The following is a 23,587-nucleotide window of genomic DNA, read 5'->3' on the forward strand; positions in this document are numbered from 1 at the left end:
CGTGCGGGGCTAGCGGCGACGCTCGATGATCAGCGCGATCATCACCATCACCGGCACGATCTCGAGGCGGCCGGTCCACATCAGCAGCATTGCCACCAGCTTGCCGCCGGCGGGTAGCGTGTCGTAGTCGATGGCGTCGGCCGACATGCCGGTGTTGGACTGGATGGCGAATACCTCGAACAGGGTGCTGCCCAGGGGCGTATCCGCCGGCACGAAGTGCAGCATGGCGAACAGACCGGCTAGTGCTAACAGCAGCCAACCGATGGTGAGCGTCGTGGCCGCGCGCACCCGCTCGCCGGCCTCGGCGCGGGTCAGGGCCTCGCCGTCCATCATGTAGCGCATCACCTGATGGGGTGAGCGGGCGGCCGCGGTCAGGCTCCAGCCGATAGCCTTGAACAGGGTCACCAGCCGCGCCAGTTTCAGCCCGCCGCTGGTGGAACCGGCCATTGCCCCGAGTGTGACTGCCAGCGTCAGCAGCATCAGGGTCAGCGGCGGCCAGGCGGATACGTCGCCGTGGGCAAAGCCGGCGGTGGTCACAGCCATCACCCAGACGAACAGGCTTTCCGACCAGGCAACGTCCGGCGCCGCCAGGGCGTTTTCGAGCGTGATCAGCAGCGCGCCGCCGAGCAGAATCCACCAGAAGCTGCGCGCCTCCAGCCCGCTGAACAGCCCGCGTCCGCTGCGGATGAAACGATAGTGCAGGGCAAAGCCGATGGCGCCCATGATGGTGATCAGGCCATAGGCGAGTTGCCGGGCCGGCCCGGCATCGGTGATCGGATCGGCGACCACGGTGAAGCCGCCGGTAGCGATGGCGGTCATGCCGTGATTCACCGCCTGCCAGAGTGGTTCGCCCAGCAGCCACAGCAAGCTGATGGCCAGACCGGTGTAGATCAGATAGATCGACCAGATCGCCTGCACCGTGGTGCGCACCGAGGGCAGGATCTTCTGACGGCGGGCCTCGGAGCGGTACAGGGCCAGGGCGCTCTGATGGGTGGGCAGGACCGAAAGCATGACCACGATCACCCCGACCGCGCCCACCCATTCACTGAAGCTGCGCCACCACTGCAAATGGGCCGGCAGCGTGGCGGGATCGGCGACGAGGCTGATACCGGTGGTGGTGAAGCCCGACAGCGACTCGAACAGCGCGTCCAGCGGCTGTGCGTACGCGGCATGGCCGGACAGATAGAACGGCAGGGCGCCCAGCGTTGAAACCGCCAGCCAGGACAGCGCGGCGATCAGGAAGGCGTGCCGCCGGCGGGTTTCCGCCGCGTCATGGCAGGACCAGAACAGCAGTTGCCCCAGCGCCAGGGCACAGATGAAGGTGATTGCCAGTGCGCCGACGCCGGCCGTTTCGCCGAACAGCAGCGCGACGGGAATGGACAGGACGGCCATCGCCGCCGGCACGTGCAGCAGGATGCCGATGCCACGCAGCACGGGCCCGTGGGGGCCGCCGGTGGCCGTGCGGATCACGAATCGGCGCCGTTCAGGCGCGACAGTACATCCTGTGGTGTGCCCTGCGGCGCGAATACGATGACGCGGTCGCCGCCCTGCAAACGGGTCTGCCCCCGCGGGAAGAAGTGCTCGTCGTCGCGGGTGACCGAGGCCACCACCAGATCCGCCGGAAGCGCTTCATCCGCTTTCAGTTCGGCCAGACTGGCGGTCAGCAACGGGGAATCCGCGGACAGGGTCAACTCGAACAACTGCTCCCGGCCGGCGAGGGTGGTGACGTCCTCGGCATCCGGATAGAGCACCAGATCGAGCAGATGCTGGGCCACCAGCACTTCCGGGTCCACCATCACGCGGATGCCCAGCCGTTCGAACAGCTGGGTGTGCGACTTGTGGTTGACCACGCTGGTCAGGCTGTCGATGCCGGCCTCCTGGCCCAGCACCATCGCCATCAGGTTGGCGGCGTCGTCGCTGGTGGCGGCGATCAGGGCGTCGGCGCGGCTGCCGCCGGCCTCCTCGAACACGTCATCCTCGGTGATCGAGGCATGCAGCACCAGCGCGTCATGGCGCCGGGCGCAGTCCTCGGCCGTGTCCTCGTCGGCCTCCACCAGAACCACGTTGTGGCCGTCCTTCAGGGCCAGCCCGACCAGGCTGTCGCCGACCGGGCCGCCCCCCACCACGATGATGTGCACTGTGTTGCCTGCCTTGTTTCAGCGCGGCCGGATTCGCCGCCGGACCAGGAATACGGTAGCAGAACGGGCCGGCGGCAGGCCGGTATCAACGCAGGTCGCGGGGAACCAGTCAGAGGTTCCTAGGCAGCCAGCCGCGCCTCGACCAGATCGCGGATGTGCTCGCCCACGGCCCGGGCCGAGGCCGGGTTCTGGCCGGTGACCAGGCGGTCGTCGACCGACACCTGCTCCTGCCAGTTGTCGCCCGCCTCGTGGATGGCGCCGCGTTCGGTTAGGGCCGAGGCCAGCAGGAAGGGCACCACCTGGTCCAGTTCCACCGCCCGTTCTTCCTCGTCGGTGAACACCGATACCCGCTTGCCGTCCACCAGCCAACGGCCGTCCTCGGTCTTGACGTTGAGCAGGGCCGCCGGCCCGTGGCAGACCGCGGCCACCACGCCGCCCTGTGCATCCACGGTGCGGGTCACCTCGGCCAGCGAGGGGTTCTCGGGCAGGTCCCACATGGTGCCGTGACCGCCGGGGAAGTAGATGCCGGCGTAGCGGCTCGGATCGATCTGGTCCGCGGATAGCGTCCCGCCCAGCTTGTTGTTGACGATTTCGTCCTCGAGGAAACGCTTGTTGACCGGGTCGTCGGTGTCACGGCTGTTCGGGTCCATGGGCACCTGCCCGCCCTTGGGGCTGGCGAACTCGATGATGAAACCGGCCTCGGCCAGCACGTAATAGGGATGCGAGACCTCGGCCAGATGATAACCGGTGGGATTGCCGGTATCTCCGAGGGTGTCGTGGCTGGTGATGACGAACAGGACGCGCTTGTCGTTCATGGTTGATCCTTTTGCCGGTGAGTCAGTGTCAGGAGGTGGGGATGACCCCTGCCTCGATCAAGCGCGGGCCGCGCGCTTGCGATCGGTTTCGGTCAGCCCGGACTTGCGCAACCGAATGGCCGCCGGGGTGATTTCCACCAGTTCATCCTCGTTGATGAACTCCAGCGCCTGTTCCAGGCTGAGCCGGATTGGCGGCGACAGATTCAGCGCGTCGTCCTTGCCGGAGGCGCGCACGTTGGTGAGCTGCTTGCCCTTGAGCGCGTTCACGGTCAGGTCGTTGTCCCGGTTATGGATGCCCACGACCATGCCTTCGTAGACCTCCTCGCCCGAGCCCACGAACAGTCGGCCGCGCTCCTGCAGGTTGAACAGGGCGTAGGCCAGGGCCTTGCCGGTGGCATTGGCGATCAGCACGCCGTTGATGCGCTCGGCCACCGCATCCTCTACCCGCGGCCCGTAGTGGTCGAACACGTGGTAGAGCAGGCCGGTGCCGGAGGTTGCCGAGGCGAAGGCGGTGGCAAAGCCGATCAGCCCGCGCGCCGGCATGTGGTAGAGCAGCCGCACGCGGCCGCGGCCGTCGGGGGTCATGGACTGCATCTTGCCGCCGCGCTCGGCCAGCATCTGGATCACGGTGCCCTGGTCGTCGGATTCCACGTCGGCCACCACTTCTTCCCAGGGCTCCTGCAGCTGGCCGTCGACCTCCCGCACGATCACCTGCGGCCGCGAGATCGCCAGTTCGTAGCCCTCGCGGCGCATGTTCTCCAGCAGAATGCCCAGATGCAGCAGACCGCGCCCGGACACCCGGAAACGGTCGGGATCCTCGGTGGCCTCCACCCGCAGGGCCACGTTGGTCTTGAGCTCCCGTTCCAGGCGCTCGCGGATCTGCCGGCTGGTGAGGTACTTGCCTTCCTTGCCGGCGAACGGTGACTTGTTCACGCCGAAGGTCATGCTCATGGTCGGCTCGTCCACCGACAGGGTGGGCAGGGTTTCCGGCACCTCCGGGTCGCACAGGGTTTCGGAAATGCCCAGGTCCTCGATGCCGGTAACGGCGACGATGTCGCCCGCCCCCGCCTGCTCGACCTCGACCCGGTCGAGGCCGAGAAAGCCGAAGATCTGCAGGATCCGGCCCTGACGGGGCTTGCCGTCGCGGTTGAGCACCGTCACCGGGCTGTTCGACGTGATCTGCCCGCGACGCACCCGGCCGGTGCCGATCACGCCCTTGTAGCGGTCGTAGTCGAGCGAGGAAATCTGCATCTGGAACGCACCCTCGGCGATCACCTCGGGTGGCTGCACCCGGTTGACGATGGTTTCGAACAGCGGCTCCATGTCGCCGCTACGCACCTCCGGGTCGAGGCCGGCGTAGCCCTGCAGGGCCGAGGCGTAGACGGTGACGAAATCCAGCTGTTCGTCGCTGGCGCCCAGGCGGTCGAACAGATCGAAGGTCTCGTTGAGCACCCAGTCCGGCCGGGCGCCGTGGCGATCGATCTTGTTGATCACCACGATCGGCTTCAGGCCCAGCGCGAAGGCCTTGCTGGTCACGAACCGGGTCTGCGGCATCGGGCCGTCCACGGCGTCCACCAGCAGCAGGACCGCGTCCACCATCGACAGCACGCGCTCGACTTCGCCACCGAAATCGGCATGGCCGGGGGTGTCGACGATATTGATCCGGTAGCCGTTCCAGTCGATCGCGGTGTTCTTGGACAGGATGGTGATACCGCGCTCCTGTTCCAGCGCATTGGAGTCCATCACCCGCTCGGTTTCCGCGCCGCGGCCCTCCAGGGTGCCGCTGGCGCGCAGCAGCTTGTCCACCAGTGTGGTCTTGCCGTGGTCGACGTGGGCGACGATGGCGATATTGCGGACGTGGTCACTCATGACGGTTGGAAACTCGGGTCGGACAATAAAAATCGGGCCGACGCGAGGCGCCGGCCCGATCACGGGTAGGGAGGCTGCGCGCGGGTCAGGCCGGGACCATGGCCTTCCGCAGTTTCTGGATCGCGCTGTTTTCCAGCTGCCGGATGCGTTCGGCGGAAACGCCGTACTTCTGGCCCAGTTCGGCCAGGCCGGTCTTGCCGTCCTCGTTGAGCCAGCGTCTGTTGAGGATGTCGCGGCTGCGGTCATCCAGCGTGGTCAGCGCCCGCGACAGGTTGCTGTGCTGATGGCTTTCCCAGTCGCCGTTCTCGACCCCGGCGGCGGGATCATACTCCTCGCCGGTGGCCAGGTAGTCCTCGGGCGAGTAGACGTTTTCGTCGTCGCCGGCGGTGGGCAGCGCGTTGTAGGACACATCGCTGCCGGATAGCCGGCGTTCCATCTGCAGCACGGTCTCGGGCTTGACGCCGAGGTCGTCGGCCACCGCCTTGACCTCCTTGTCATTGAGCCAGCCCAGCCGCTTCTTGGCGCTGCGCAGGTTGAAGAACAGCTTGCGCTGGGCCTTGGTGGTGGCCACCTTGACGATGCGCCAGTTGCGCAGGATGAACTCGTGAATCTCCGCCCGGATCCAGTGCACGGCGAAGGAGATCAGCCGTACGCCCACGTCCGGGTCGAAGCGCTTGACCGCCTTCATCAGGCCCACATTGCCTTCCTGGATGAGATCACCCAGCGGCAGACCGTAGCCGGCGTAGCCGCGCGCCACATGCACCACGAAGCGCAGATTGGACAGCACCAGTGTCTGGGCCGCCTCGAGATCGCTGTCGTCGCGCAGACGGCGCGCCAGACGCTGCTCTTCGTCCATGTCCAGCACCGGAATGCCGGAAACCGCCTGGACATAGGCCCCGAGACTGCCGGACTGGGGTGCGGGCAGCCGCTGGCTGTGCAGTTTGATTGCGTTGGCAGTTGTCATGATGCTTTAAAGCCTCCGTAAGGGACTTTTCTGATTACCCTGAATATAGCAGTTATCGCCTCAAATCTCTACTGCCTGAGACCGCGGACGTGCACGGGAGTTCCGCGCCGCACCATTTCGCAAACGCTTGATTTGAAAATCGAATGGTGGGGATTCGCCGAGCCTATCGTGGCTCGATGGCGCGCAGGTGGCGGCCTACCGTCCAGGCCGATCCCAGCCAGCCCAGCAGCACCCCGCTGGCGATCAGGAAACCGCTCTCGCGCCAGCTCAGCCAGGCCATGCCGGCATCGTTGCCATACAGGCTCACCAGCCGCTCAACCGGACCGGACAGGGCCAGCAGGCAGATCGACAGTAGCAGCCAGGCCAGCAGGCCACCGCCGAATCCGTACCAGAAGCCGCTGTAGAGGAAAGGCCGGCGCACGAAGCCGTCCGGCGCCCCCAGCAGTTTCATGATGGCGATTTCCTCGCGCCGGTTCTCGATGTCCAGCCGAATGGTGTTGCCCACGATGAACACCACCGCAAAGGCCAGCAGCACGGCGATCAGCCCCACCGCCCGGCGGGCCACATCCAGCACCGCATATAGCCGCTTCAGCCAGGCCTGATCGAGCCGGGCCTGGTCGACTTCCGGGCGCTCGCCCAGGGCCTCGATTAGCGCGCTGACGCCGTCGGCATCGAGGTCCGGCGAGGGCTGCAGGGTGATCACCGCCGGCAGCGGGTTTCCCGCCATGGCGTCGATGGCCTCGCCGAATCCGGATAACTGGCGGAACTCCGCCAGCGCCTCCTCGCGGGAGATGAAGCGGGTGCCGGCGATGTCCTCCCGCTCGGCCAGGCTGGCGGCCAGGGCCTGCCCGCGTTCGGCGTCGACATCGCCGTTCAGGAACAGCGAGGCCTGCACCGTGTCCTGCCACTGGTAGGACAGGGCGTCGAGCTGGGTCAGCAGCAGCCGCAGGCCGCCGGGCAGGGCCAGGGTGATGCCGATCACGCAGGCCGTGAGTAGGCTGGCCACGGGGGTGCGGTAGAGCCGCCCCAGGCTCTCGATCAGGTCGCGGGCGTGCTGCTGCGCCAGCCGGGCGGGGGCGAACTGGGTTTCGCGGTGGTTGCGGGCCATGTCAGGCCGCCACCCGGCCGTGATCCAGGGCGACGCGCCGGTAGCCCAGCGACTCCACCAGGGCGATGTCGTGGGTGGCGATCAGCACGCTGGTGCCGGCCTGATTGAGGCGGGCGAACAGACGCATGATCTCGGCAGACAGGGCTGGGTCGAGATTCCCGGTGGGCTCGTCGGCCAGAATCAGATGCGGCCGGCCCACTACCGCCCGGGCAATGCCCACCCGCTGCTGTTCGCCGCCGCTGAGCGTGATCGGCCGTTTGCGTTCATGGGAGAGCAGACCGACGGTGTCCAGTGCGGCGCGGGTGCGGCGCACGATGTCGGCATGACGCATGCCGCGGATCACCAGCGGCAGGGCCACGTTGTCGAACACCGTGCGGTCGAACAGCAGGTTGTAGTCCTGGAAGATCAGGCCCACCCGCTGGCGGTAGCGCGGCACGCCGGCGCGGCCGATGCGGGCCAGATTCTTGCCGTTGACGATCACCTGGCCGTGGGTGGGCCGCTCGATCAGGCCGATCAGTTTGAGCAGGGTGGACTTTCCGGCCCCGGAATGCCCGGTCAGAAACGCCATTTCCTGGCGGCCGAGGGTGAGGTCCACGCCTTCCAGCGCGATCTGCCCGCCCGGGTAGCGCTTGGCCACCTGATGGAATTCGACGATGTTCACGGGTTCATGTGACTCGTGACTGGTGATTCGTGACTGGCAAGAGCATGCCGTGTTCGTAGCCGGTCTGCTAACCAGTCACCAGTCACGAATCACGGGCGTCAAACAGCGCCTCCATGAACTCGCCGGCATTGAAGGGTCCCAGGTCCTCCACGCTCTCGCCGACTCCCACGAAACGGATCGGCAGGGCCAGCCGCTGGGCGATGGCGAACACGATACCGCCGTGGGCGCTGCCGTCCAGCTTGGTCAGGGTCAGGCCGGTCAGCCCCATGGCGTCGTGAAAGGCCACCGCCTGCTGCAGCGCATTGCCCCCGGCGGTGGCATCCACTACCAGCATGATCTCGTGCGGGGCGTACTCGTCCAGCTTGCCCAGCACGCGCTTGATCTTGCGCAGTTCCTCCATCAGGTTGGCCTGGGTGTGCAGCCGTCCTGCGGTGTCGGCGATCAGCACGTCCGTGCCCCGGGCCCTGGCGGCGGAAAAGGCATCGAACACCACCGATGCCGGGTCCGAGCCGGTGGCCTGGGCGATCACCGGCACGTCCACCCGCCGGCCCCATTCCTGCAACTGCTCCACCGCGGCCGCGCGGAAGGTGTCGCCAGCCGCCAGCATCACTGACAGTCCCTGGTCACGGAACTTCTGCGCCAGCTTGCCGATGGTGGTGGTCTTGCCCGCGCCATTCACGCCCACCATGAGGATCACGAACGGCCGGGTGTGATCGGGAATGGTCAGTGGCTCGTCGGCCGAAGCCAGCAGGGTGCCCAGGTGCTCGTGCAGGGCCTCGCCGACGTCGCGGCGGGTACGCAGCCTGCCGCCGTCGAACATCGTCTGCAGCCGATCAACCACCTGCGCGGTGGCGGCCACGCCGAGGTCCGCCAGCAGCAGTTGGGTTTCCAGTTCGTCGATGGCGTCCTGGTCCACCGTCTCGCCCGGCAGCAGGTTGCGCAGGTCGTAGGTCAGCCAGGAATCGCCCCGGTTGAGGCGGGCCCGCATCCGGGTGAGAAACCCGGGCTGGCGGATTGAACGGACGGGATCGGCGTTGGCCATGGAACTAGCGCTGGGTTCGGGAAACGGAAGGCGAACGAATGGTATCAGGCGGCCAGTTCGGCAAACGCCGCATCGGCGGCTTCCAGGGTGGCGTCCAGTTCCACGGCACCGTGGGCGGCCGATACGAAGCCGGCCTCGAATGCCGAAGGCGCCAGATATACGCCGCGCTGGAGCATGGCGTGGAAGAACGCCTTGAATGCCTCGGCATCGCAGGCGGCCACATGCTCGAACCGGGTGATCGGCCGCTGGTCGGTGAAGAAGATGCCGAACATTGCGCCGGCCTGCTGGGTGGTGAGGGGAACGCCGTGCCGGCTGGCGGCGGCCTCCAGGCCCTCGCACAGACGACGGGTGGTGGCGGCCACCCGGTCGTGGAAGCCGGCCGCGGAAATCGCCGTCAGGGTGGCCAGCCCGGCGGCCATGCCCAGCGGATTGCCCGAGAGCGTGCCGGCCTGATAGATCGCCCCGGTCGGGGCCAGGCCATCCATCACCGTGCGGGGGCCGCCCACCGCGCCTACCGGCATCCCGCCCCCCACGATCTTGCCCAGGGCGGTCACGTCCGGGGTGACGCCGAAATGGCCCTGGGCACCGCCCAGCGACACGCGAAAGCCGGTCATCACTTCGTCGAACACCAGCAGGGCGCCGTAGCGGTCGCACAGCTCGCGCAGGCCTTCCAGAAACCCGGCCACGGGCGGCACGCAGTTCATGTTGCCGGCCACCGGTTCCACCATCACGCAGGCCACCTCGTCGGGGTTGGCCTCGAAGATGGCGGCCACCGAATCCAGGTCGTTGTACTCGGCGGTGAGGGTGTCGGCGGTCACCCCGGCCGGAATGCCCGGCGAGGCCGGCAGGCCCAGCGTCAGCGACCCGGAGCCGGGTTTGACCAGCAGGGCATCCACGTGGCCGTGGTAGTTGCCGGCGAACTTGATCACCTTGTCGCGACCGGTGTGGCCACGTGCCAGCCGGAGGGCGGTCATGGCCGCCTCGGTGCCGGAATTGACCATGCGCACGGCCTCGATCGAGGGCACCAGTTCGCAAATCTTCTCGGCCAGCCGGATCTCGAGCTCGCAGGGGGCGCCGAAGGACAGGCTCTTGCCCGCCTGCGCCTGCACCGCCTTCACCACATCGGGGTGGGCATGACCCAGAATCATCGGCCCCCAGGAGCCGACGTAGTCGACGTAGCGGTTGCCGTCCACGTCGAACAGCCAGGCCCCCTCGGCCCGGTCGATGAACGGCGGCGTGCCGCCCACCGAGCTGAACGCCCGCACCGGCGAGTTCACGCCACCCGGGATCACGCGGCGGGCGGCATCGAACAGGTCGCTGGAACTTGGCATGAACTTGATCCTTCAGTCGGTTGGAAACAGGGCGCGCAGCTGGCGCACCGTGGCGGCCGGATCGGCGCTGGCGAACAGGCCGTGGCCCACGCACAACCACTGGGCGCCGGCCGCCACCAGTTCGCCGCCATTGTCCGGATTGATGCCGCCGATGGCCACAATCGGCTGGGCAAAGCGTGCCCGGGCCCGGGTGAGCACGGCCGGGTCGGCCGGTGGCGCATGGGGCTTGGTGTGCGAGACGAAGAAGCGACCGAAGCTCAGGTAATCGGCCCCCTGGTCGGCGGCCCGCACGGCATGATCCAGACTGGCGTGGCAGGTGGCGCCGATCAGCGCGTCCGGCCCCAGCGCCCTGCGGGCATCGGCAATCGGCGTGTCGCCCAGGCCCAGATGAATGCCGTCCGCCCGCTGTGCCGCGTTCAGATCATCGTTGATCAGCAGCGGCACCCGGTGGGTCTGGCAGCTTTCGCCCAGCTTCGCCCGCCAGACGGCGTCGGTGCGCCGGTGCTTGTCGCGCAGCTGCAGCACACCGACGCCGGCCGTGATGACATCCCGGGCCAGGCACAGCGCCCGATCCGGGGCAATGGTGTCGAGATCGAGCAGCGCATAGACGCCGCCACTGGCCAGCGCGGTCAAGGCGCGCGACGGGGCAGGCGGCCCGGGATCATCTGCCCCCCGCCCGGCATGAAACCGGCGGCCAGTGCGTCGGCCACGTACTGCTGGGCGGCAGCCACCGCGGCCGGGACGTCATCGCCGGCGGCCAGGCGCGCGGCGGCCGCGGCAGCCAGGGTGCAGCCGGAGCCGTGGAAGCGATGCGGCTGCCGCGGCCAGTGGAAGCGCCGGACCGGCGCGCCATCGTGAAACAGCGAATTGGTGACGGTGTCGCCGGGTTCGTCGCCGCCGGTAATCAGCACCCAGCCCGGCTGCCCCCGCGAGAGTTGCCGGCCGCAGTCGTCCAGATCGGCCGCGTCCGGGCACAGCAGGCGCGCCTCGCCGGCATTGGGAGTACTCAGGGTAGCAATGGGCAGCAGCACGTCGATCAGCGCCCGGGCAACCGGGTCTGCCGCCAGCTGGCCCCCGCCGCCGGCGCGCAGCACCGGGTCCACCACCAGCGCGGTGCCCGGACGGGTCTGTCGGAAGTCGGTGATACATCGGGCCTGGCCGGGACTGCCGAGCAGGCCCACCTTGATCGCGGCGAACGGCATGTCCGCGGTGAGCGTGTCCAGCATGGCGGCGAAGCGTTCGTCCGGGATCGGCCAGACGTCGTAGGCGTCGTGGGTGTCCTGACGGGTCAGGGCGGTCAGCACGCCGGCCGGGTGGGCGCCCAGCGCGCCGATGGCCTCCAGATCAGCCTGAAAACCCGCGCCGCCGCTGGGATCGTGCCCGGACAGGACGAGGACATTCGGGGGCGCTGCCATGGACCGATCATAGCAGCGAGCCGCGCAATTATGCACAGCGGCTGACCGCGGCGGCCGGTTTCTCTGTCCAGGTTTCAGGGCAAGGTCTGTTCAGATCGTAACTGACTGATTTTAATACCCTGTGAACCTCTGGTTACAATTTCGCCGCTTAGGCGGAACCCCCGTTAAAACGCCCACTTCGGCGCATCTTCCCAACTGTGTCCACAAAGTTATCCACAGCTTCTGTGAACTACCCGTCCGACCTGTTCACGATCAGTTAGTTAGCCGCTTTAATTCATCGAATCTCTGGCTCATGGTTCGCCACGTCCGGTTGGCCAGCGGCGGTTATGCACATTTCGTCGACGGGATACAAGGGACGGGTTTTTGCTGCAGTGCATCGCGAGCGAGGGGTAGTGAATTCTTCAAGCGGCTGAATCGAAAGATAAATTTCCGGTTACAGAAAAATTGGTTGTGCAAGCCCAATAATCGGAAAGCCGCATATCATCGGCCCTGGCGGGATTTATCCCCAATTTTATCCACAGGCGGATTCCCGCGCAGGGCCGTCCGGGCCGTGGGCACCCGGTGAACCCGGGTTCGCAGTTCGCCATTCCCGCCCAGCCGGAACACGCGGTAGCCGGGGGCGTGGGCGTGGTCCATCACCGGTCGTTCGCTGCGGGGACGAAACTGGCGGGTCACGGCCGGGGTGGTGAGCTGACGGCAGCCCAGCACGCGCCGATCGCTACTGTGATGGACATGACCGCCGATCAGCGCACGGACCTGCGGCCGCGCGGCGAGTTGCGACAGCAGCGCATCGCCATCGGCCAGCCGCATCGCGTCGAGCCAGCCGGCCCCGACCGGCCCGGCCGGGTGGTGGCAGGCCACCAGCGCCGGCGTGTCGGGGGATCGGTCGAGTGCATCCAGCAGAGCAGCCATCTGTGGCTGACCCAGCCGGCCCGCCGCCGAACCGGCAACCCGTGAATCCAGCAGGTGCAGCTGCCAGGCGCCGATCGACACCGGCCCGCGCAGCCCGATGCCGGTCAGATACTGTTTCATGGCAGCCGGGTCGTCATGATTGCCGGGAATGGCCCAGATCGGGCAGGGCAGGCCGGCGAGCTGTCGCGCCAGTCGCTGGTAACCCGCCGGCGTTTCGTCGTGGACCAGATCCCCGGTCAGCACCAGCCCGTCCGGGGCCGGGTAACGTTGCCGGACATCCGCCAGCACCGCATCCAGCGCCGGCTGGTTGTGACAGCCGCCGAGCGGTTCGGCCGGGTCGGCCAGCAGGTGGAGATCGGTGAGTTGGATCAGCAGGGCGGAGGTCGGCATCGGGTGATGCTCCGGCTTGGATCGTGTCGGCAACCTGGTCAGATTACTGTGAAACGCGGGCGTGACGCCGTGGCGCCGCGCATGCAGGCTGTGGGCCTGATCGTGACTTCAGGAGCGTGCCATGTCTCAACGCAGCATCGGATTGCCCCCGGCCCTGCATGACTATCTCTGTGCCAACAGCCTGCGGGAATCGGAACCGGCGGCCGCGCTGCGGGCCGAAACCTCGCAGCGCAGCGATGCCAACATGCAGATCGCCCCCGAACAGGGGCAGCTCATGGCCCTGCTGTTGCGCCTGATGGGCGCCCGCCGCGGTATCGAGATCGGCGTCTACACTGGCTACAGCGCCCTGTGCATGGCCGAAGCGCTGCCCCGCGATGGTCACCTGCTGGCCTGCGACATCAATCCCGACACCACCGCCATCGGCCGGACCTACTGGGCTCGGGCCGGTGTGGCCGATATCGTTGATCTGCATATCGCGCCCGCCCTGGAAACCCTGGATGCCGAAGTCCGCGCCGGCCATCTCGCCCGCTACGACTTTGCCTTCATCGACGCCGACAAGACCGGCACCATCGATTACTACGAACGCTGCATGGCCCTGGTGCGCCCCGGCGGCCTGATCATGCTGGACAACACCCTGTGGGACGGCCGCGTTGCCGACGAGACCTGCGACGACGAAGCCACCGAAGCCATCCGTGCCGCCAACCGCCACCTTGCCGCCGACGACCGGGTGGACCTGGCCATGGTGCCGATCGCGGACGGGTTGACGCTGGCCTACCGCCGCTAAAACCGGATCGGCCACAGGGTCGGGTGCAACCGACCCGCTGATTCCGGCGCCCGGGGACGATCAGGCCGGCGCCATGAGTAGCGCTCCACTGGAGCGCAAGCACCCGATAGCAGGCACCGCCGTAGGGTCGGATTCATCCGACCTGCTAGTTCGACGCCCGGGGATGATCATACCGGCCCGATCAATGACGCTCTGCGGACGCTGCAAGCGACTCGGATAACTGCCTGCGAACGCGATTGAACCGATATCGTCTGACTCTCTGCGGATATTCCAAGAAAACTACGCCGGATAAGCGATTGTTGCTGCACTCTTGCATCCCCAAGGGTACGTTGGCTAGGCTCGGAACCGTCGGCGAGTAATGCCGATGATTATGACCATGTACAACGTGTATCAGAGGAGACCGGGGATGCGAGTACTCAAGATAACAGTCACATCCATCATCGCCCTGTTCGCTGCCGCCGCAGCTGCTGCCGTGAACGTCAACACCGCCACCCAGGCGGAGTTACAAACGCTGGATGGGGTCGGCGAAGCCCGAGCCCAGGCGATTGTCGAGTATCGCGAAGCCGAAGGCGACTTTTCCAGCAAGTCGGACGTCACCGAGGTACCGGGTATCGGTGAGAAAACGCTGGAGTCGATCCGGGGCGATATTACCGTGGGTGGCGAATGATCCGGCGAGAGTCCTAAGTGCCACATCAAGGCCCGCCGGTTAGCCGGCGGGCCTTTTTGTTGGACGAATCGAAGGGTCTTCTATGACCTCGCGGATTTGTTTCCGGCTGTCGCGGGTTGCCCGTGCGTGCTATGATGCTTTAGTGCATTAACACCGTCGTTATTCGATGAGCCGAATTACAATCACTATCGACGACCAACGCTATCGCGCGTTGAAGGAAGCTGCCGCCAGCCGCGGCAAATCCATCCGCCAACTCATTGACGAAAGCCTCGAGTTTTATGGCATCAAGACGCGAGAGCAGGCGGAAGAACTTGTCGAGCGGGCACGCTCGCGGAGTCGGATGACGGCGGATCAGGCGCAGCAGATCGCGAACGAGGAAGTGCGCCGTCACCGCGATACATGAGCGGCGCTGTTGTCGTCGATACCAATGTTGTCATCGCGGGGCTACTGACCGGCGAAACGACATCCCCGGTGGCACGCATCCTGGATAGTATGCTCGGCGCCGCGTTTCCGTTCGTTTTGTCCGAGCCTCTGCTCGCCGAATACCGCGCAGTCATCCTGCGCCCTAGGCTGCGCGATATTCATGGGCTGGGCGATCCCGATATTGACGATCTACTGGTTACCCTGACCGAGCATGCGATCGTGATTTCGCCGCAGCCAACCGTATTGGCACCGGACTCCGGCGACCAGCACCTCTGGGAACTGCTCGCCGCGAGGGCCGATCTCCGACTGGTCACGGGCGACAAGCGCCTGTTTGAAGCAGGTATCTACCGGCAGCGGATTATCTCGCCGCAGGCGTTTGTGGGGAATCCTCAACGTTGACGGTTGTGCGATGAGGCTGAAGTTCTCGCATTCTGTCCTTGCGCTTTCGGGCCAACTCAACCTGATGCCGATGCCTCTGGCTTGGTATGGACTGGTGGCCGTCAGCCGATAATCAGCCATCGGGATTGACTGACTTGCCAACGATCGGCCTGCCGGTTGGTCAAGCGATCATGGGAGCACCGGATGGCGCCGATACGCATTTACTACGATGGCGAATGCCCGTTCTGCGCGCGCTTTGTCCGTTATCTCCGGCTTCGTGACAGTGCTGGAGTCCCCGAACTGATCGACCTGCGAACTGCCCCCGATGCGCGCCGGGCGTTTATTGATCGGGGGCTTGCGCCGGACAAGGGCATGCTGGTCGAACGCGATGGTCAGGTATACGGCGGCGCCGATGCCATGCACCTGTTGACGCTGCTTTCTTCATCAAGTGCCCGGTTCAATCGTCTGGTCGGCATGTTGACCGCCACCGCGGGTCGGGCGCGCTGGTCCTACCCGTTGCTGCGTGCTGGCCGCGCCGCGGTACTGCTGATGCTCGGGCGGGAAGGCCTGGAAGCCGGCAAGGGCTGGCATAAAGCGCCGTACGGTTTCTTCCTGTTCACCTTCGGTGTGTTCGGGTTTCTGCATGTCCTGATCTATGCCTACAACTACGGCGTCGGTCTCTACCCGAGCAGCTATGCCGTGGGGGTTCTCGGCCTGGCGCTGGCGCTGTTCCCGCTGTCGCGCCGGATCTTCCTGCTGCTGATTGCCGCGCTGGCCATCGACGGCGTGCTGCAGGCGCCGGTCTTTTCCAACCACAGCATGCTGAAAAATTTCCTGGTGCTGGGGGTGCTTGCGGCCGGGCTGGAAGCCTGGCTGCGAGGCGAGAGTTGGCGCTGGTTCATCAGCCGTTTCGCGCCGATCGGGCGGTGGCTGCTCCTGCTGATGTACTTCTTCGGCGTCTTCCACAAGGTCAACACCGATTTTCTCGATCCGGCCGTCAGCTGTGCGGTGGTACTGCTTCAGCACCTGCCGTTGCCGGACATGATCGTCGGTCAGGCCTGGCTTCACTGGTCGGCGATGTACGGCACCCTCGTCATCGAGACCTTCATCGTTGCCTGTCTGCTGATACCGTCGCTGCGCCAGCTTGGCGTTTATCTGGGCATCGCATTTCACTCACTGCTGGCGCTAAGCGGTTACTCCTTCTATGCACCGTTTTCCACGCTGACCATCGCACTGCACTGCCTGTTCCTGCCGCCTTTCGCGCACGCCTGGCTCGAGTCCGATGCCGATAGTCGTGCTCGCCTGCAGCGGGCTCGCCGGCTGCCTGGTCTGGTCGTGCTGGGGCTATACGTCTTGGGCCTGACGGCGCTGGCCGCCAACGGCTCCTACGCGCAACTGGGGATACTGTGGCTGATTCTGCCAATCGGCCTGCTTGCCATGATTCGGGCCAGTGGCGTATCGCCGGCGGCAGCGAACTTCAGGGATGGCCCCGTGCTGCGAACGCCGGTCTGGGCATGGCTGTTGATCGCGCTGTTTTTCGTCAACGGCATCACGCCCTATCTGGGGCTCAAGACCGCGCAATCATTCAACATGTTCGCCAACCTGCGGCTCGAGGACGGCCGCAGCAACCACCTGCTGCTACCGAATGCGCCCGGGCCGTTCGATTATCTCGAGGCGCCGGTTGAAATCCTGGACCCCGGTGGCGTGGCGTACTTCGCACAGATAAAGCAGCGTGACCTTCGCCTGACCTGGTACGACTTTCTCAGCCGCATGGAAGACGCATCGGACAATGTTGCCGTTGATTTCCGGCGTGCCGGTGAGGTCAGCCGAAACGTGACCCGCGCGGATCTGGCCGCGGAAAGACAGGCCGTGTTGCATCCCGCCATGGTCCGTCACTGGTTTCATTTCGTGCCGGTGAACACGGCCAGCCCGAAAGCCTGTGCGCAGGATAATTGACCGCATCAGGTCGAATTCATGGCCCGCGCTTTCTGGCAATGCGACTGACCCGCGAATAATGCAATCCGAAGTGCTCGCCGATCTCGCGTAGCGTGTAGCGGCCACTCGCATGCGCTATGCGTATCGCCTCGTCGCGGGTCTCGGCCGCCGCCGCGATCTCCGTTAGCGATTTGGCCTCGGGCAGCCACTGGCGTCTGGGTATCTCCTTGTCTTGGCCGGCATCCTCGATGCGTTCTTTCATGTCCGCCACGAACGCGTCGGACCCGAGAAATACCTGGCTTTTCAGATCGGCCCACACCGAACCCGTTCCCGCTGCATCCCCCACGAACGCCGCGTAGCTGGCCCGCGCGGTTGACCGGTTGGCGCTGAATGCGTCCAGCAGCCAGTCAACCGTCAGCCACGGCGGTATGGAATCCAGCCCGGCCGTGGCCCGGTAACTGCTCCAGGGCCATTCCGCAAGTCGCGCCACCATGCCGGCTCGCACCGGATTGAGCACGATGTAGCGAGACAATTCGAGTAGGTAGGCGTCCCGCTCAACCAGAATCGCCTTGTAGCGCCCCTGGAACAGATGACCGACGCGCCCGTGCCGCCGATTCGTACTCTGCGTGAAAACCCCGTTGAGCTGCCGCATGCCGGCGGCGAGGTTCGCCCTCGGCGTTTCCACCATCAGGTGGTAGTGATTGCCCATCAGGCAGTAGGCATGCAATCGCCAGCCGAGCCGTTCGACCACCTCGCCCAGAATGTCCAGAAACAGCATCCGGTCCTGGTCATCTTCGTAGATGGCCTCTCGTCGGTCCCCACGGCTGGTAATGTGGTACAGCGCGCTGGCAAACTCCAAGCGCAGTGGTCGGGCCATGGCTATCTCGTGCCTTCGTCGTACAACGGTTCACCCGCCCCGGATGGATACTGTCCCCAGAATGCTGGTGAATACCGGCAGGCGGCGTCTGCTTTTTCGTAACCGCAGCTACTCGGCAGCGAGAAGGCAATGCTGGCCACAAGGACGATCGCTACGACGGTGCTGCCGGCGCGGATGACCATGCCGCCACCGGAAGCGGGCACCGGCGAGGCCCGGCGACTCCCGGCAAGCAGTCCGAGTGTCACCGCCAGAACCAGTTGTGACAGCGGCATCACCGTCACCCCGGAGACCGTGGCGTGGGCAAGGCCGCCGAATGCTGCCGCGATCAGTGCTACCGGCCAACATGCTTGAACCTCCGGCAACGCGCGTACCTCTCGCGCCAGCCGCAGCGGCGAGAACCAACGCCAGAACAGCAGCCCCACCAGGGCCAGCCCGATCAACCCGTAGTCCAGGGCGAACGACAACACCAGATTGTGTGGGTGCCCCGGACCCGTCGGCACCAGATACGCAAACTGCCCTGGCCCGTAACCCAGCCACGGCTGTGCGTTGATCAGTGAAAGCGCATGCGGCCACAGCCAACTGCGGCCGCTAAGGCCTGGTGCAGTACTTTCCAGCACGCCGCGCAGCAGGGGGGTGATCGCATCCAGTAGATAAATGATTGCCAGCGCCGCGACGAAAGCGATCCCCGTTGTCTTGACCAGCCACCCCGTCCGCCGCCAGCCGGCGATCGCCACCGTTATCGCGAGCCCGATCCAAATGGCGTAGAACGCGCCGCTGCTGCCGTTCAGCCATACTAGCATCCACCATGCCACCAGGGCGGCCCAGGCGGCCTGTCTCCAGGCGCGATGCACCTGCCCATCGGCCGGCCAGGCGGCACTGGCAATCACCGGTAGCAAAAGCGGCGTCAGCTGGGCGAAGTGACGCACGTTGGCAAAGCCGAAAAACACTTCCCGCAGCAACACCTGGTCCGCATGCATGCCGGCCACGATCGCCGCCCCGGTTCGCACGGCATAGACCACTGCAGCGACTACCGCCACCGCTTGCCAGCTGCGGGTGGCCAGCGAAGGGTTTGTTCGCGCCGATGCGAATGTCCGCCAACCCACCAACAGCAGGGCCAGATGCGTCATCAGCACTGCCAGGCCCTCGACGGGCCGCGGCGATTGCACCAGCGCCGCGAGTCCCCATGCCGTGAGAAAGGTGACCACAATCAATATCCAGCGCGCGGGCCGAGGATATCCACCCATCAGCAACAGCGCCATGACCAGCGAGATCGCTACCCGATGGGCGTCGTACGCCTTGTCCGTGAACGGTATCGGGATATGGAATGCGAGAAACGCCACCAGCAGACCACCGCAAAGCAGGATGGGATGACACGCCCCGAGCCGCCGCCAGACTAGGCGCGCGGACCAGGCGAGACCGGATGGAGGACGCGCCTCATCCTGTGAGTGGGTGACGGGCATGGATTCAGTGTCGGGGTGGCGTGACGGGCCGGTGCGAGAGTTGTTCAACTTTTAAAGTGTTGCACGTTCCCAAGTTTGGGGCAAAAGACAAGACCTGACCCCTCTCCCCTCTCAAGTTTGGGGCAAAAGACAAGACCTGACCCCTCTCCCCTTGACCCCTCTCCCCTCTCTCCCCTAAAGACAAGACCTGACCCCTCTCCCCTTGACCCCTCTCCCCTGTGACCCCGTCTCCCCTGATCCCGTCTCCGTCTCTAATTCCGCAATTCCGCTTGTTCTATGGTTTTTTATCAAAAAAAGGGACCCGATTGGGCCCCTAATTTCTGATTCTTGATTAATAAATTAGCTACCTCGGCAATTAGCTGGTAGATACGTGTCAGAAATAGTAGAGTTTGTGCAACTCCATTCAATAGTATCGCCTGAGACGTCAGGTGTTAGCACGTAATCTCCATTCGCATCGGGAATATTCTGCGACGTGACACTGATAATGCCATTCGATACACCGATGGAGCTTACATACTGGCTAGTAGCGCTGCGGCATCCGGATTCTTCGAGATTTGTCGGGAGATTTCCATTAGTTTGCCAGTATTCAGCCACTGAAGTTTTGCAGGCGCTGCCGGCCGTCACTAATTCCGTGACTTTCGATCGCTTCACATAATCTTGGTAGGCCGGAATGGCGATAGCAGCCAGAATGCCGATGATGGCAACCACGATCATCAGTTCGATGAGCGTGAAGCCCTGTTGCTTGTGCATGGTCTTGACCATTGAAAACTCCTTCGATGGTTGAAGCGTAGCGAGACGTTCCAGGTTTGTTGACGTCTTCGGGGTTATCGTCAGCAAGGGCCGTGCCTGAATACGGTGCCCGGCGGAATTCCGCCAATTCTGGGTTTTTCTTTTCACGTCAGATAGTTCCTACGTCGTAGGCGGGCGGCAAACGTCATAATGTGACGTGCTGCGTCAGTTTGTGTCGCCCGTTTTCGGCCTGGTGGCGCCGGGTGATCAGTCGATCCCCAGCTTCTTCAGCCGATAGCGTAGTGCCCGGAAGCTGATGCCGAGTTTCTCGGCGGCGCGGGTCTTGTTGTAGCGGGTGGCTTCCAGGGCCTTGAGGATGCTCTGGCGTTCCACGTCTTCCAACTGGCTTCCCAGGGCGGTGCCGGCCGCTGGTGACTCGTCGCCGTCGGGGGCGTTGGCGGGTTCGGGTTCGACGCCGGCCGAGCGGTGCAGGGGGGAATGCAGGCGCAGGTACTCGGGGCCGATCTCGGCGTCCTCGCATAGCGTCACGGCGCGTTCCAGGATGTTTTCCAGTTCGCGCACGTTGCCGGGGAAGCGGTAATTCTGCAGCGCCTCGCGGGCGGTCGGGGACAGCATCGGCGCCGGGTCGAGGCCCAGATGCCGGGCCAGCCCGGCAAGAATGCAATCAGCCAGTTCGGGGATGTCGGCCTCGCGCTCGCGCAGCGGCGGCACGTGGACTTCGATCACGTTCAGCCGGAAGTAGAGATCCTCGCGGAACTCGCCCCTGGTGACCAGATCGGCGAGGTCGCGGTGGGTGGCGGAGATGACGCGCACGTCCACCGGGACTTCGCTTTCGGCCCCGACCGGCCGCACGGCGCGTTCCTGGATGGCCCGCAGCAGCTTGACCTGCATGTGTCGCGGCAGGTCGGCGATCTCGTCCAGGAACAGGGTGCCGCCCTCGGCGGCCACGAACAGGCCGTCCTTGTCACGGGCGGCGCCGGTGAAGGCCCCCTTCACGTGCCCGAAGAACTCCGATTCCATCAGTTCGGTGGGAATGGCTCCGCAGTTCACCGGCACGAACGGCATCGCCGCCCGCGGGCCCTGGGTATGGATGGTGCGGGCTACCAGTTCCTTGCCGGTGCCGGATTCCCCGGTGATGTACACCGGCGCCTGGCTGCGGGCGAGCTTGGCGATGGTCTGGCGCAGGCGCTGCATGGCGGGGGTGTCGCCCAGCAGACGGGGCGATTCGCCGCCGCGGTGATTGTTCCGGGAGGCGGTGGGTGGTTCACCCACTTTCAACGCCTGGTCGATCAGCCGCCGCAGCAGATGCACGTCCACCGGTTTGGATACGAAATCGAAGGCGCCGGCCTTGAGGCTTTCCACCGCCGCCTCGGTATTGCCGTAGGCGGTGATCACGGCCACTGGCAGCGCCGGATGCCGGGCCTCGATGTGGCGGATCAGGTCGAGCCCGTTGCCGTCGGGCAGGCGCATGTCGGTCAGGCACAGGTCGAACGGCTGATCGGCCAGGGCGGTGCGGGCCTGGCCGAGGTCGGCGGCGGCGACGGTGTCCAGCCCCATGCGCCCGAGGGTGATCTCGATCAGTTCGCGGATGTCGGCCTCGTCATCGACCACCAGTACGCGCCGGCGGGGTTCGTTGCCGGTTGTCATCCGGTGGCCTCGGTCTGGTAGGTGGACGAGAGTCTCGGCTCCAGCGACCCGGGCCGGGCGAACAGGATGCGGAAGCGCGCGCCCGGGCGGACCTGGGCCACGCTGATGCGGGCGAAATTGCTTTCGCACAGCTCCCGGGTTACGTACAGCCCCAGGCCGGTGCCGTCGTTGTCGGTGGTGAAGAAGGGTTCCATCAGGTGTTCCGCCACGTGGTCGGGCATGCCGGGGCCGTTATCGGCGATGTCCAGCCAGATTTCGCCGGCCGGGGTGCGCCCGGCGCCGATGCGGATGATCAGCGGGGCATCGTCGCGCCGGGCGTGCCGCTCGGCATTGTCCAGCAGATTGTAGAGAATCTGGCGCAGCTGGTTGGCATCCACCTGGATGGTCAGGCCGGCCGGCAGCGTGTCGAGGCGGATATCGGCCGGGGTGTCGTGGCTTTGCTGGTACTCGCCGACGGCGCGGGGCAGCCATTCGTCGAGGTCCAGCCGGGACGGCAGGGCCTGGCCGCGGCGCGACAGACCCAGCACGCTCTGCACGATGGCGTCGATGCGCTGGGTGTGCCGGTGCACGATGTCCAGCAGCTTGTGGTCGGGCGGTTCCAGCTGGTCGGATTCGGCCAGCAGCTGGCCGGCGTGGTTGATGGCGGACAGCGGATTGCGGATTTCGTGAGCGATGCTGGCGGTCAGCCGGCCCAGGGCGGCCAGCTTGATCTGCTGGGCGGCCTCGCTGACCCGCCGGGCGTCCTCCAGGAAAATCAGTATCGGCGACTGCTCGCCGGTGCCCAGCCGGCTGAAGTGGGGAATCACGCTGTGTTCCCCGGCACCGACGGGGTCGGACGTGCGGCCGGGCGAGAGCAGCCAGGCCTGCAGCGACCAGGACAGCGCGGGCATGGCGCTGGCCAGGCGCTGGCCGATGGCGCCGTTGTCGATGCCCAGCATGTCGCGGCCGGCGCGGTTGATCAGCCGCACGCAGCGCCGTTCGTCGATCACCAGCAGGCCGATGGTCATCTGCTGGATGATGCGCTCGTTCAGGGCCGACAGATCGTCCAGTTCCGACTTGCGGGCCGCTGCCAGCGCCGCGTTGGCGCGGGCCTGACGGGCGAGGGTGCTGGCGGTCAGCGCGGTGAGGAAGAACAGCGCCCCGAGGATGCCGGTCTGTACCCAGGCCGCCGAGTCGTCGGCATAGCGCAGATACCGCCAGCCTTCCTCGCCCAGCAGCGCCAGGCTGGCCACCGCCGCGAACAGCATCGCCATGCGCGGTCGTACCAGCATGCTGGCGCCCGCGAGGGGGGCGATCAGCAGCACCGCCAGGCCGTCGCGCACGCCGCCACTGGCCAGCACCAGGGCCACCACGAACGCGATGTCCGTGCCGATCAGCAGATAGACCTGGGTATTCAGCGATGGCCAGCGCCGGTAGGCGGCCACTGCCGACGGAATGCACAGCAGCAGGTAGGCGACGCTGGCGAAGGCGAACAGCTCCGGCCACATCACCGAGAACAGGGTGACTGTGCCGTCGTTCAGGTACAGCACCGCCGCGCCCACCGCCACGACCCAGCGGTAGAGGTTGAGCGCGCGCATGGCGCGCCAGTCCTGCTCGACGAAGGGCGGGGTGATGGTGCTTGGGTTGGTGCTCACGCGGAACGGGTCGTTCGCGTTGCCGGGCCGGCGGATGGGCGCGGGTTCAGCGGTCGTCGGGTAGGTGGTCGCGGCAGCAGTAGCTGGCGCCGCCACGGGTCAGGGCCTGATCCGCCGGCACATGCACGCCACAGCGCTCGCAGGCCACCATCGGGCGGTACTCGCCGCGGCTGCGGCTGTTGTCGGGCGGTGTCTGCGTCGGCGCGGTCAGCTTGCGGAACAGATACCAGCCCACCAGCACGAGCGCGACGAGAATGACCAGTCGGAACAGCAATGTGTTTGTCTCCCGGGGCAGTCGAACCGGTTTTCGCGGAAGTTTAACGCACCGGCACTACCTCGGGCTTTTGTCGGCAACGTCCCGCACCGGATTGGCGGCGAGCAGCACCG

General features: G+C 65.9%; 23 protein-coding genes. 5 read left to right on the forward strand and 18 right to left on the reverse strand.

Going from position 1 to position 23,587, the window contains the following annotated elements:
* Positions 1-9 precede the first annotated feature (9 nt).
* The 12 genes from RM532_RS04755 to RM532_RS04810 all read right to left on the reverse strand — a co-directional run bounded on the left by RM532_RS04755 (position 10) and on the right by RM532_RS04810 (position 12,645).
* On the reverse strand, positions 10-1,470 hold the full coding sequence (locus tag RM532_RS04755) for a TrkH family potassium uptake protein (protein WP_311652020.1): 1,461 nt from the start codon (positions 1,468-1,470) through the stop codon (positions 10-12).
* A complete protein-coding gene (locus RM532_RS04760) occupies positions 1,467-2,138 on the reverse strand; it encodes a potassium channel family protein (protein ID WP_311652021.1) in 672 nt (223 codons plus the stop codon). Before RM532_RS04760 ends, RM532_RS04755 begins: the two co-directional genes overlap by 4 nt.
* 119 nt (positions 2,139-2,257) lie before the next feature.
* Complete coding sequence (locus RM532_RS04765) at positions 2,258-2,953, reverse strand: type 1 glutamine amidotransferase domain-containing protein (protein WP_311652022.1); 696 nt, start codon at positions 2,951-2,953, stop codon at positions 2,258-2,260.
* A 57-nt stretch (positions 2,954-3,010) separates the two neighbouring features.
* Positions 3,011-4,822 carry a translational GTPase TypA gene (gene typA / locus RM532_RS04770; protein ID WP_311652023.1) on the reverse strand — a complete coding sequence of 604 codons (1,812 nt, stop codon included), beginning with the start codon at positions 4,820-4,822 and terminating at the stop codon, positions 3,011-3,013.
* A gap of 85 nt (positions 4,823-4,907) precedes the next feature.
* On the reverse strand, positions 4,908-5,786 hold the full coding sequence (gene rpoH / locus RM532_RS04775; protein WP_311652024.1) for an RNA polymerase sigma factor RpoH: 879 nt from the start codon (positions 5,784-5,786) through the stop codon (positions 4,908-4,910).
* Positions 5,787-5,949: 163 nt separating this feature from the next.
* Positions 5,950-6,894 carry a permease-like cell division protein FtsX gene (ftsX, locus tag RM532_RS04780; RefSeq protein WP_311652025.1) on the reverse strand — a complete coding sequence of 315 codons (945 nt, stop codon included), beginning with the start codon at positions 6,892-6,894 and terminating at the stop codon, positions 5,950-5,952.
* A gap of 1 nt (position 6,895) precedes the next feature.
* Entirely contained in the window at positions 6,896-7,549 is a 654-nt protein-coding gene (gene ftsE, locus RM532_RS04785) for a cell division ATP-binding protein FtsE (protein ID WP_311652215.1), read from the reverse strand.
* 88 nt (positions 7,550-7,637) lie between these two features.
* Positions 7,638-8,597 carry a signal recognition particle-docking protein FtsY gene (gene ftsY / locus RM532_RS04790; protein ID WP_311652026.1) on the reverse strand — a complete coding sequence of 320 codons (960 nt, stop codon included), beginning with the start codon at positions 8,595-8,597 and terminating at the stop codon, positions 7,638-7,640.
* Positions 8,598-8,641: 44 nt separating this feature from the next.
* Positions 8,642-9,928 (reverse strand): glutamate-1-semialdehyde 2,1-aminomutase, encoded by a 1,287-nt coding sequence (gene hemL, locus RM532_RS04795; protein ID WP_311652027.1) that lies wholly within the window; start codon positions 9,926-9,928, stop codon positions 8,642-8,644.
* A gap of 12 nt (positions 9,929-9,940) precedes the next feature.
* Entirely contained in the window at positions 9,941-10,561 is a 621-nt protein-coding gene (locus RM532_RS04800; protein ID WP_311652028.1) for a thiamine phosphate synthase, read from the reverse strand.
* Positions 10,558-11,343: a bifunctional hydroxymethylpyrimidine kinase/phosphomethylpyrimidine kinase gene (gene thiD / locus RM532_RS04805; RefSeq protein WP_311652029.1), complete on the reverse strand. Its 786-nt coding sequence runs from the start codon at positions 11,341-11,343 to the stop codon at positions 10,558-10,560. The genes RM532_RS04800 and thiD overlap by 4 nt, the downstream gene beginning before the upstream one ends.
* A gap of 480 nt (positions 11,344-11,823) precedes the next feature.
* A complete protein-coding gene (locus tag RM532_RS04810; protein WP_311652030.1) occupies positions 11,824-12,645 on the reverse strand; it encodes a metallophosphoesterase in 822 nt (273 codons plus the stop codon).
* 121 nt (positions 12,646-12,766) lie between these two features.
* Here RM532_RS04810 and RM532_RS04815 point away from each other — a divergent pair, with 121 nt between their 5' ends.
* From RM532_RS04815 to RM532_RS04835, 5 genes are all read left to right on the forward strand, one after another.
* Positions 12,767-13,429 carry an O-methyltransferase gene (locus tag RM532_RS04815; protein ID WP_311652031.1) on the forward strand — a complete coding sequence of 221 codons (663 nt, stop codon included), beginning with the start codon at positions 12,767-12,769 and terminating at the stop codon, positions 13,427-13,429.
* 406 nt (positions 13,430-13,835) lie between these two features.
* Positions 13,836-14,096 carry a ComEA family DNA-binding protein gene (locus RM532_RS04820; protein ID WP_311652032.1) on the forward strand — a complete coding sequence of 87 codons (261 nt, stop codon included), beginning with the start codon at positions 13,836-13,838 and terminating at the stop codon, positions 14,094-14,096.
* Between the two features lie 166 nt (positions 14,097-14,262).
* Positions 14,263-14,499 (forward strand): hypothetical protein, encoded by a 237-nt coding sequence (locus RM532_RS04825; RefSeq protein WP_311652033.1) that lies wholly within the window; start codon positions 14,263-14,265, stop codon positions 14,497-14,499.
* Positions 14,496-14,918, forward strand: a complete 423-nt coding sequence (locus tag RM532_RS04830; protein ID WP_311652034.1) for a putative toxin-antitoxin system toxin component, PIN family — start codon at positions 14,496-14,498, stop codon at positions 14,916-14,918. Before RM532_RS04825 ends, RM532_RS04830 begins: the two co-directional genes overlap by 4 nt.
* Positions 14,919-15,101: 183 nt before the next feature.
* Complete coding sequence (locus tag RM532_RS04835; protein ID WP_311652035.1) at positions 15,102-16,853, forward strand: DCC1-like thiol-disulfide oxidoreductase family protein; 1,752 nt, start codon at positions 15,102-15,104, stop codon at positions 16,851-16,853.
* A 16-nt stretch (positions 16,854-16,869) separates the two neighbouring features.
* On the opposite strand, the gene RM532_RS04840 is transcribed toward RM532_RS04835, so the two are convergent.
* The 6 genes from RM532_RS04840 to RM532_RS04865 form a co-directional block, all read right to left on the reverse strand.
* Complete coding sequence (locus RM532_RS04840) at positions 16,870-17,709, reverse strand: transposase (RefSeq protein ID WP_311652036.1); 840 nt, start codon at positions 17,707-17,709, stop codon at positions 16,870-16,872.
* 2 nt (positions 17,710-17,711) lie between these two features.
* On the reverse strand, positions 17,712-19,169 hold the full coding sequence (locus RM532_RS04845; RefSeq protein ID WP_311652037.1) for an O-antigen ligase family protein: 1,458 nt from the start codon (positions 19,167-19,169) through the stop codon (positions 17,712-17,714).
* Between the two features lie 339 nt (positions 19,170-19,508).
* Positions 19,509-19,931, reverse strand: coding sequence for a pilin (locus RM532_RS04850; RefSeq protein ID WP_311652038.1), 423 nt, complete (start codon positions 19,929-19,931; stop codon positions 19,509-19,511).
* A gap of 234 nt (positions 19,932-20,165) precedes the next feature.
* Positions 20,166-21,566: a sigma-54-dependent transcriptional regulator gene (locus RM532_RS04855; protein WP_311652039.1), complete on the reverse strand. Its 1,401-nt coding sequence runs from the start codon at positions 21,564-21,566 to the stop codon at positions 20,166-20,168.
* Positions 21,563-23,200, reverse strand: coding sequence for a sensor histidine kinase (locus tag RM532_RS04860; protein ID WP_311652040.1), 1,638 nt, complete (start codon positions 23,198-23,200; stop codon positions 21,563-21,565). Before RM532_RS04860 ends, RM532_RS04855 begins: the two co-directional genes overlap by 4 nt.
* Positions 23,201-23,246: 46 nt before the next feature.
* Complete coding sequence (locus RM532_RS04865; RefSeq protein ID WP_311652041.1) at positions 23,247-23,474, reverse strand: PP0621 family protein; 228 nt, start codon at positions 23,472-23,474, stop codon at positions 23,247-23,249.
* Between the last annotated feature and the right edge of the window lie 113 nt (positions 23,475-23,587).

The sequence above is a fragment of the Spectribacter hydrogenoxidans genome, assembly GCF_031846275.1.
GTDB classification, from domain to species: Bacteria; Pseudomonadota; Gammaproteobacteria; order Nevskiales; family Salinisphaeraceae; genus Spectribacter; species Spectribacter hydrogenoxidans.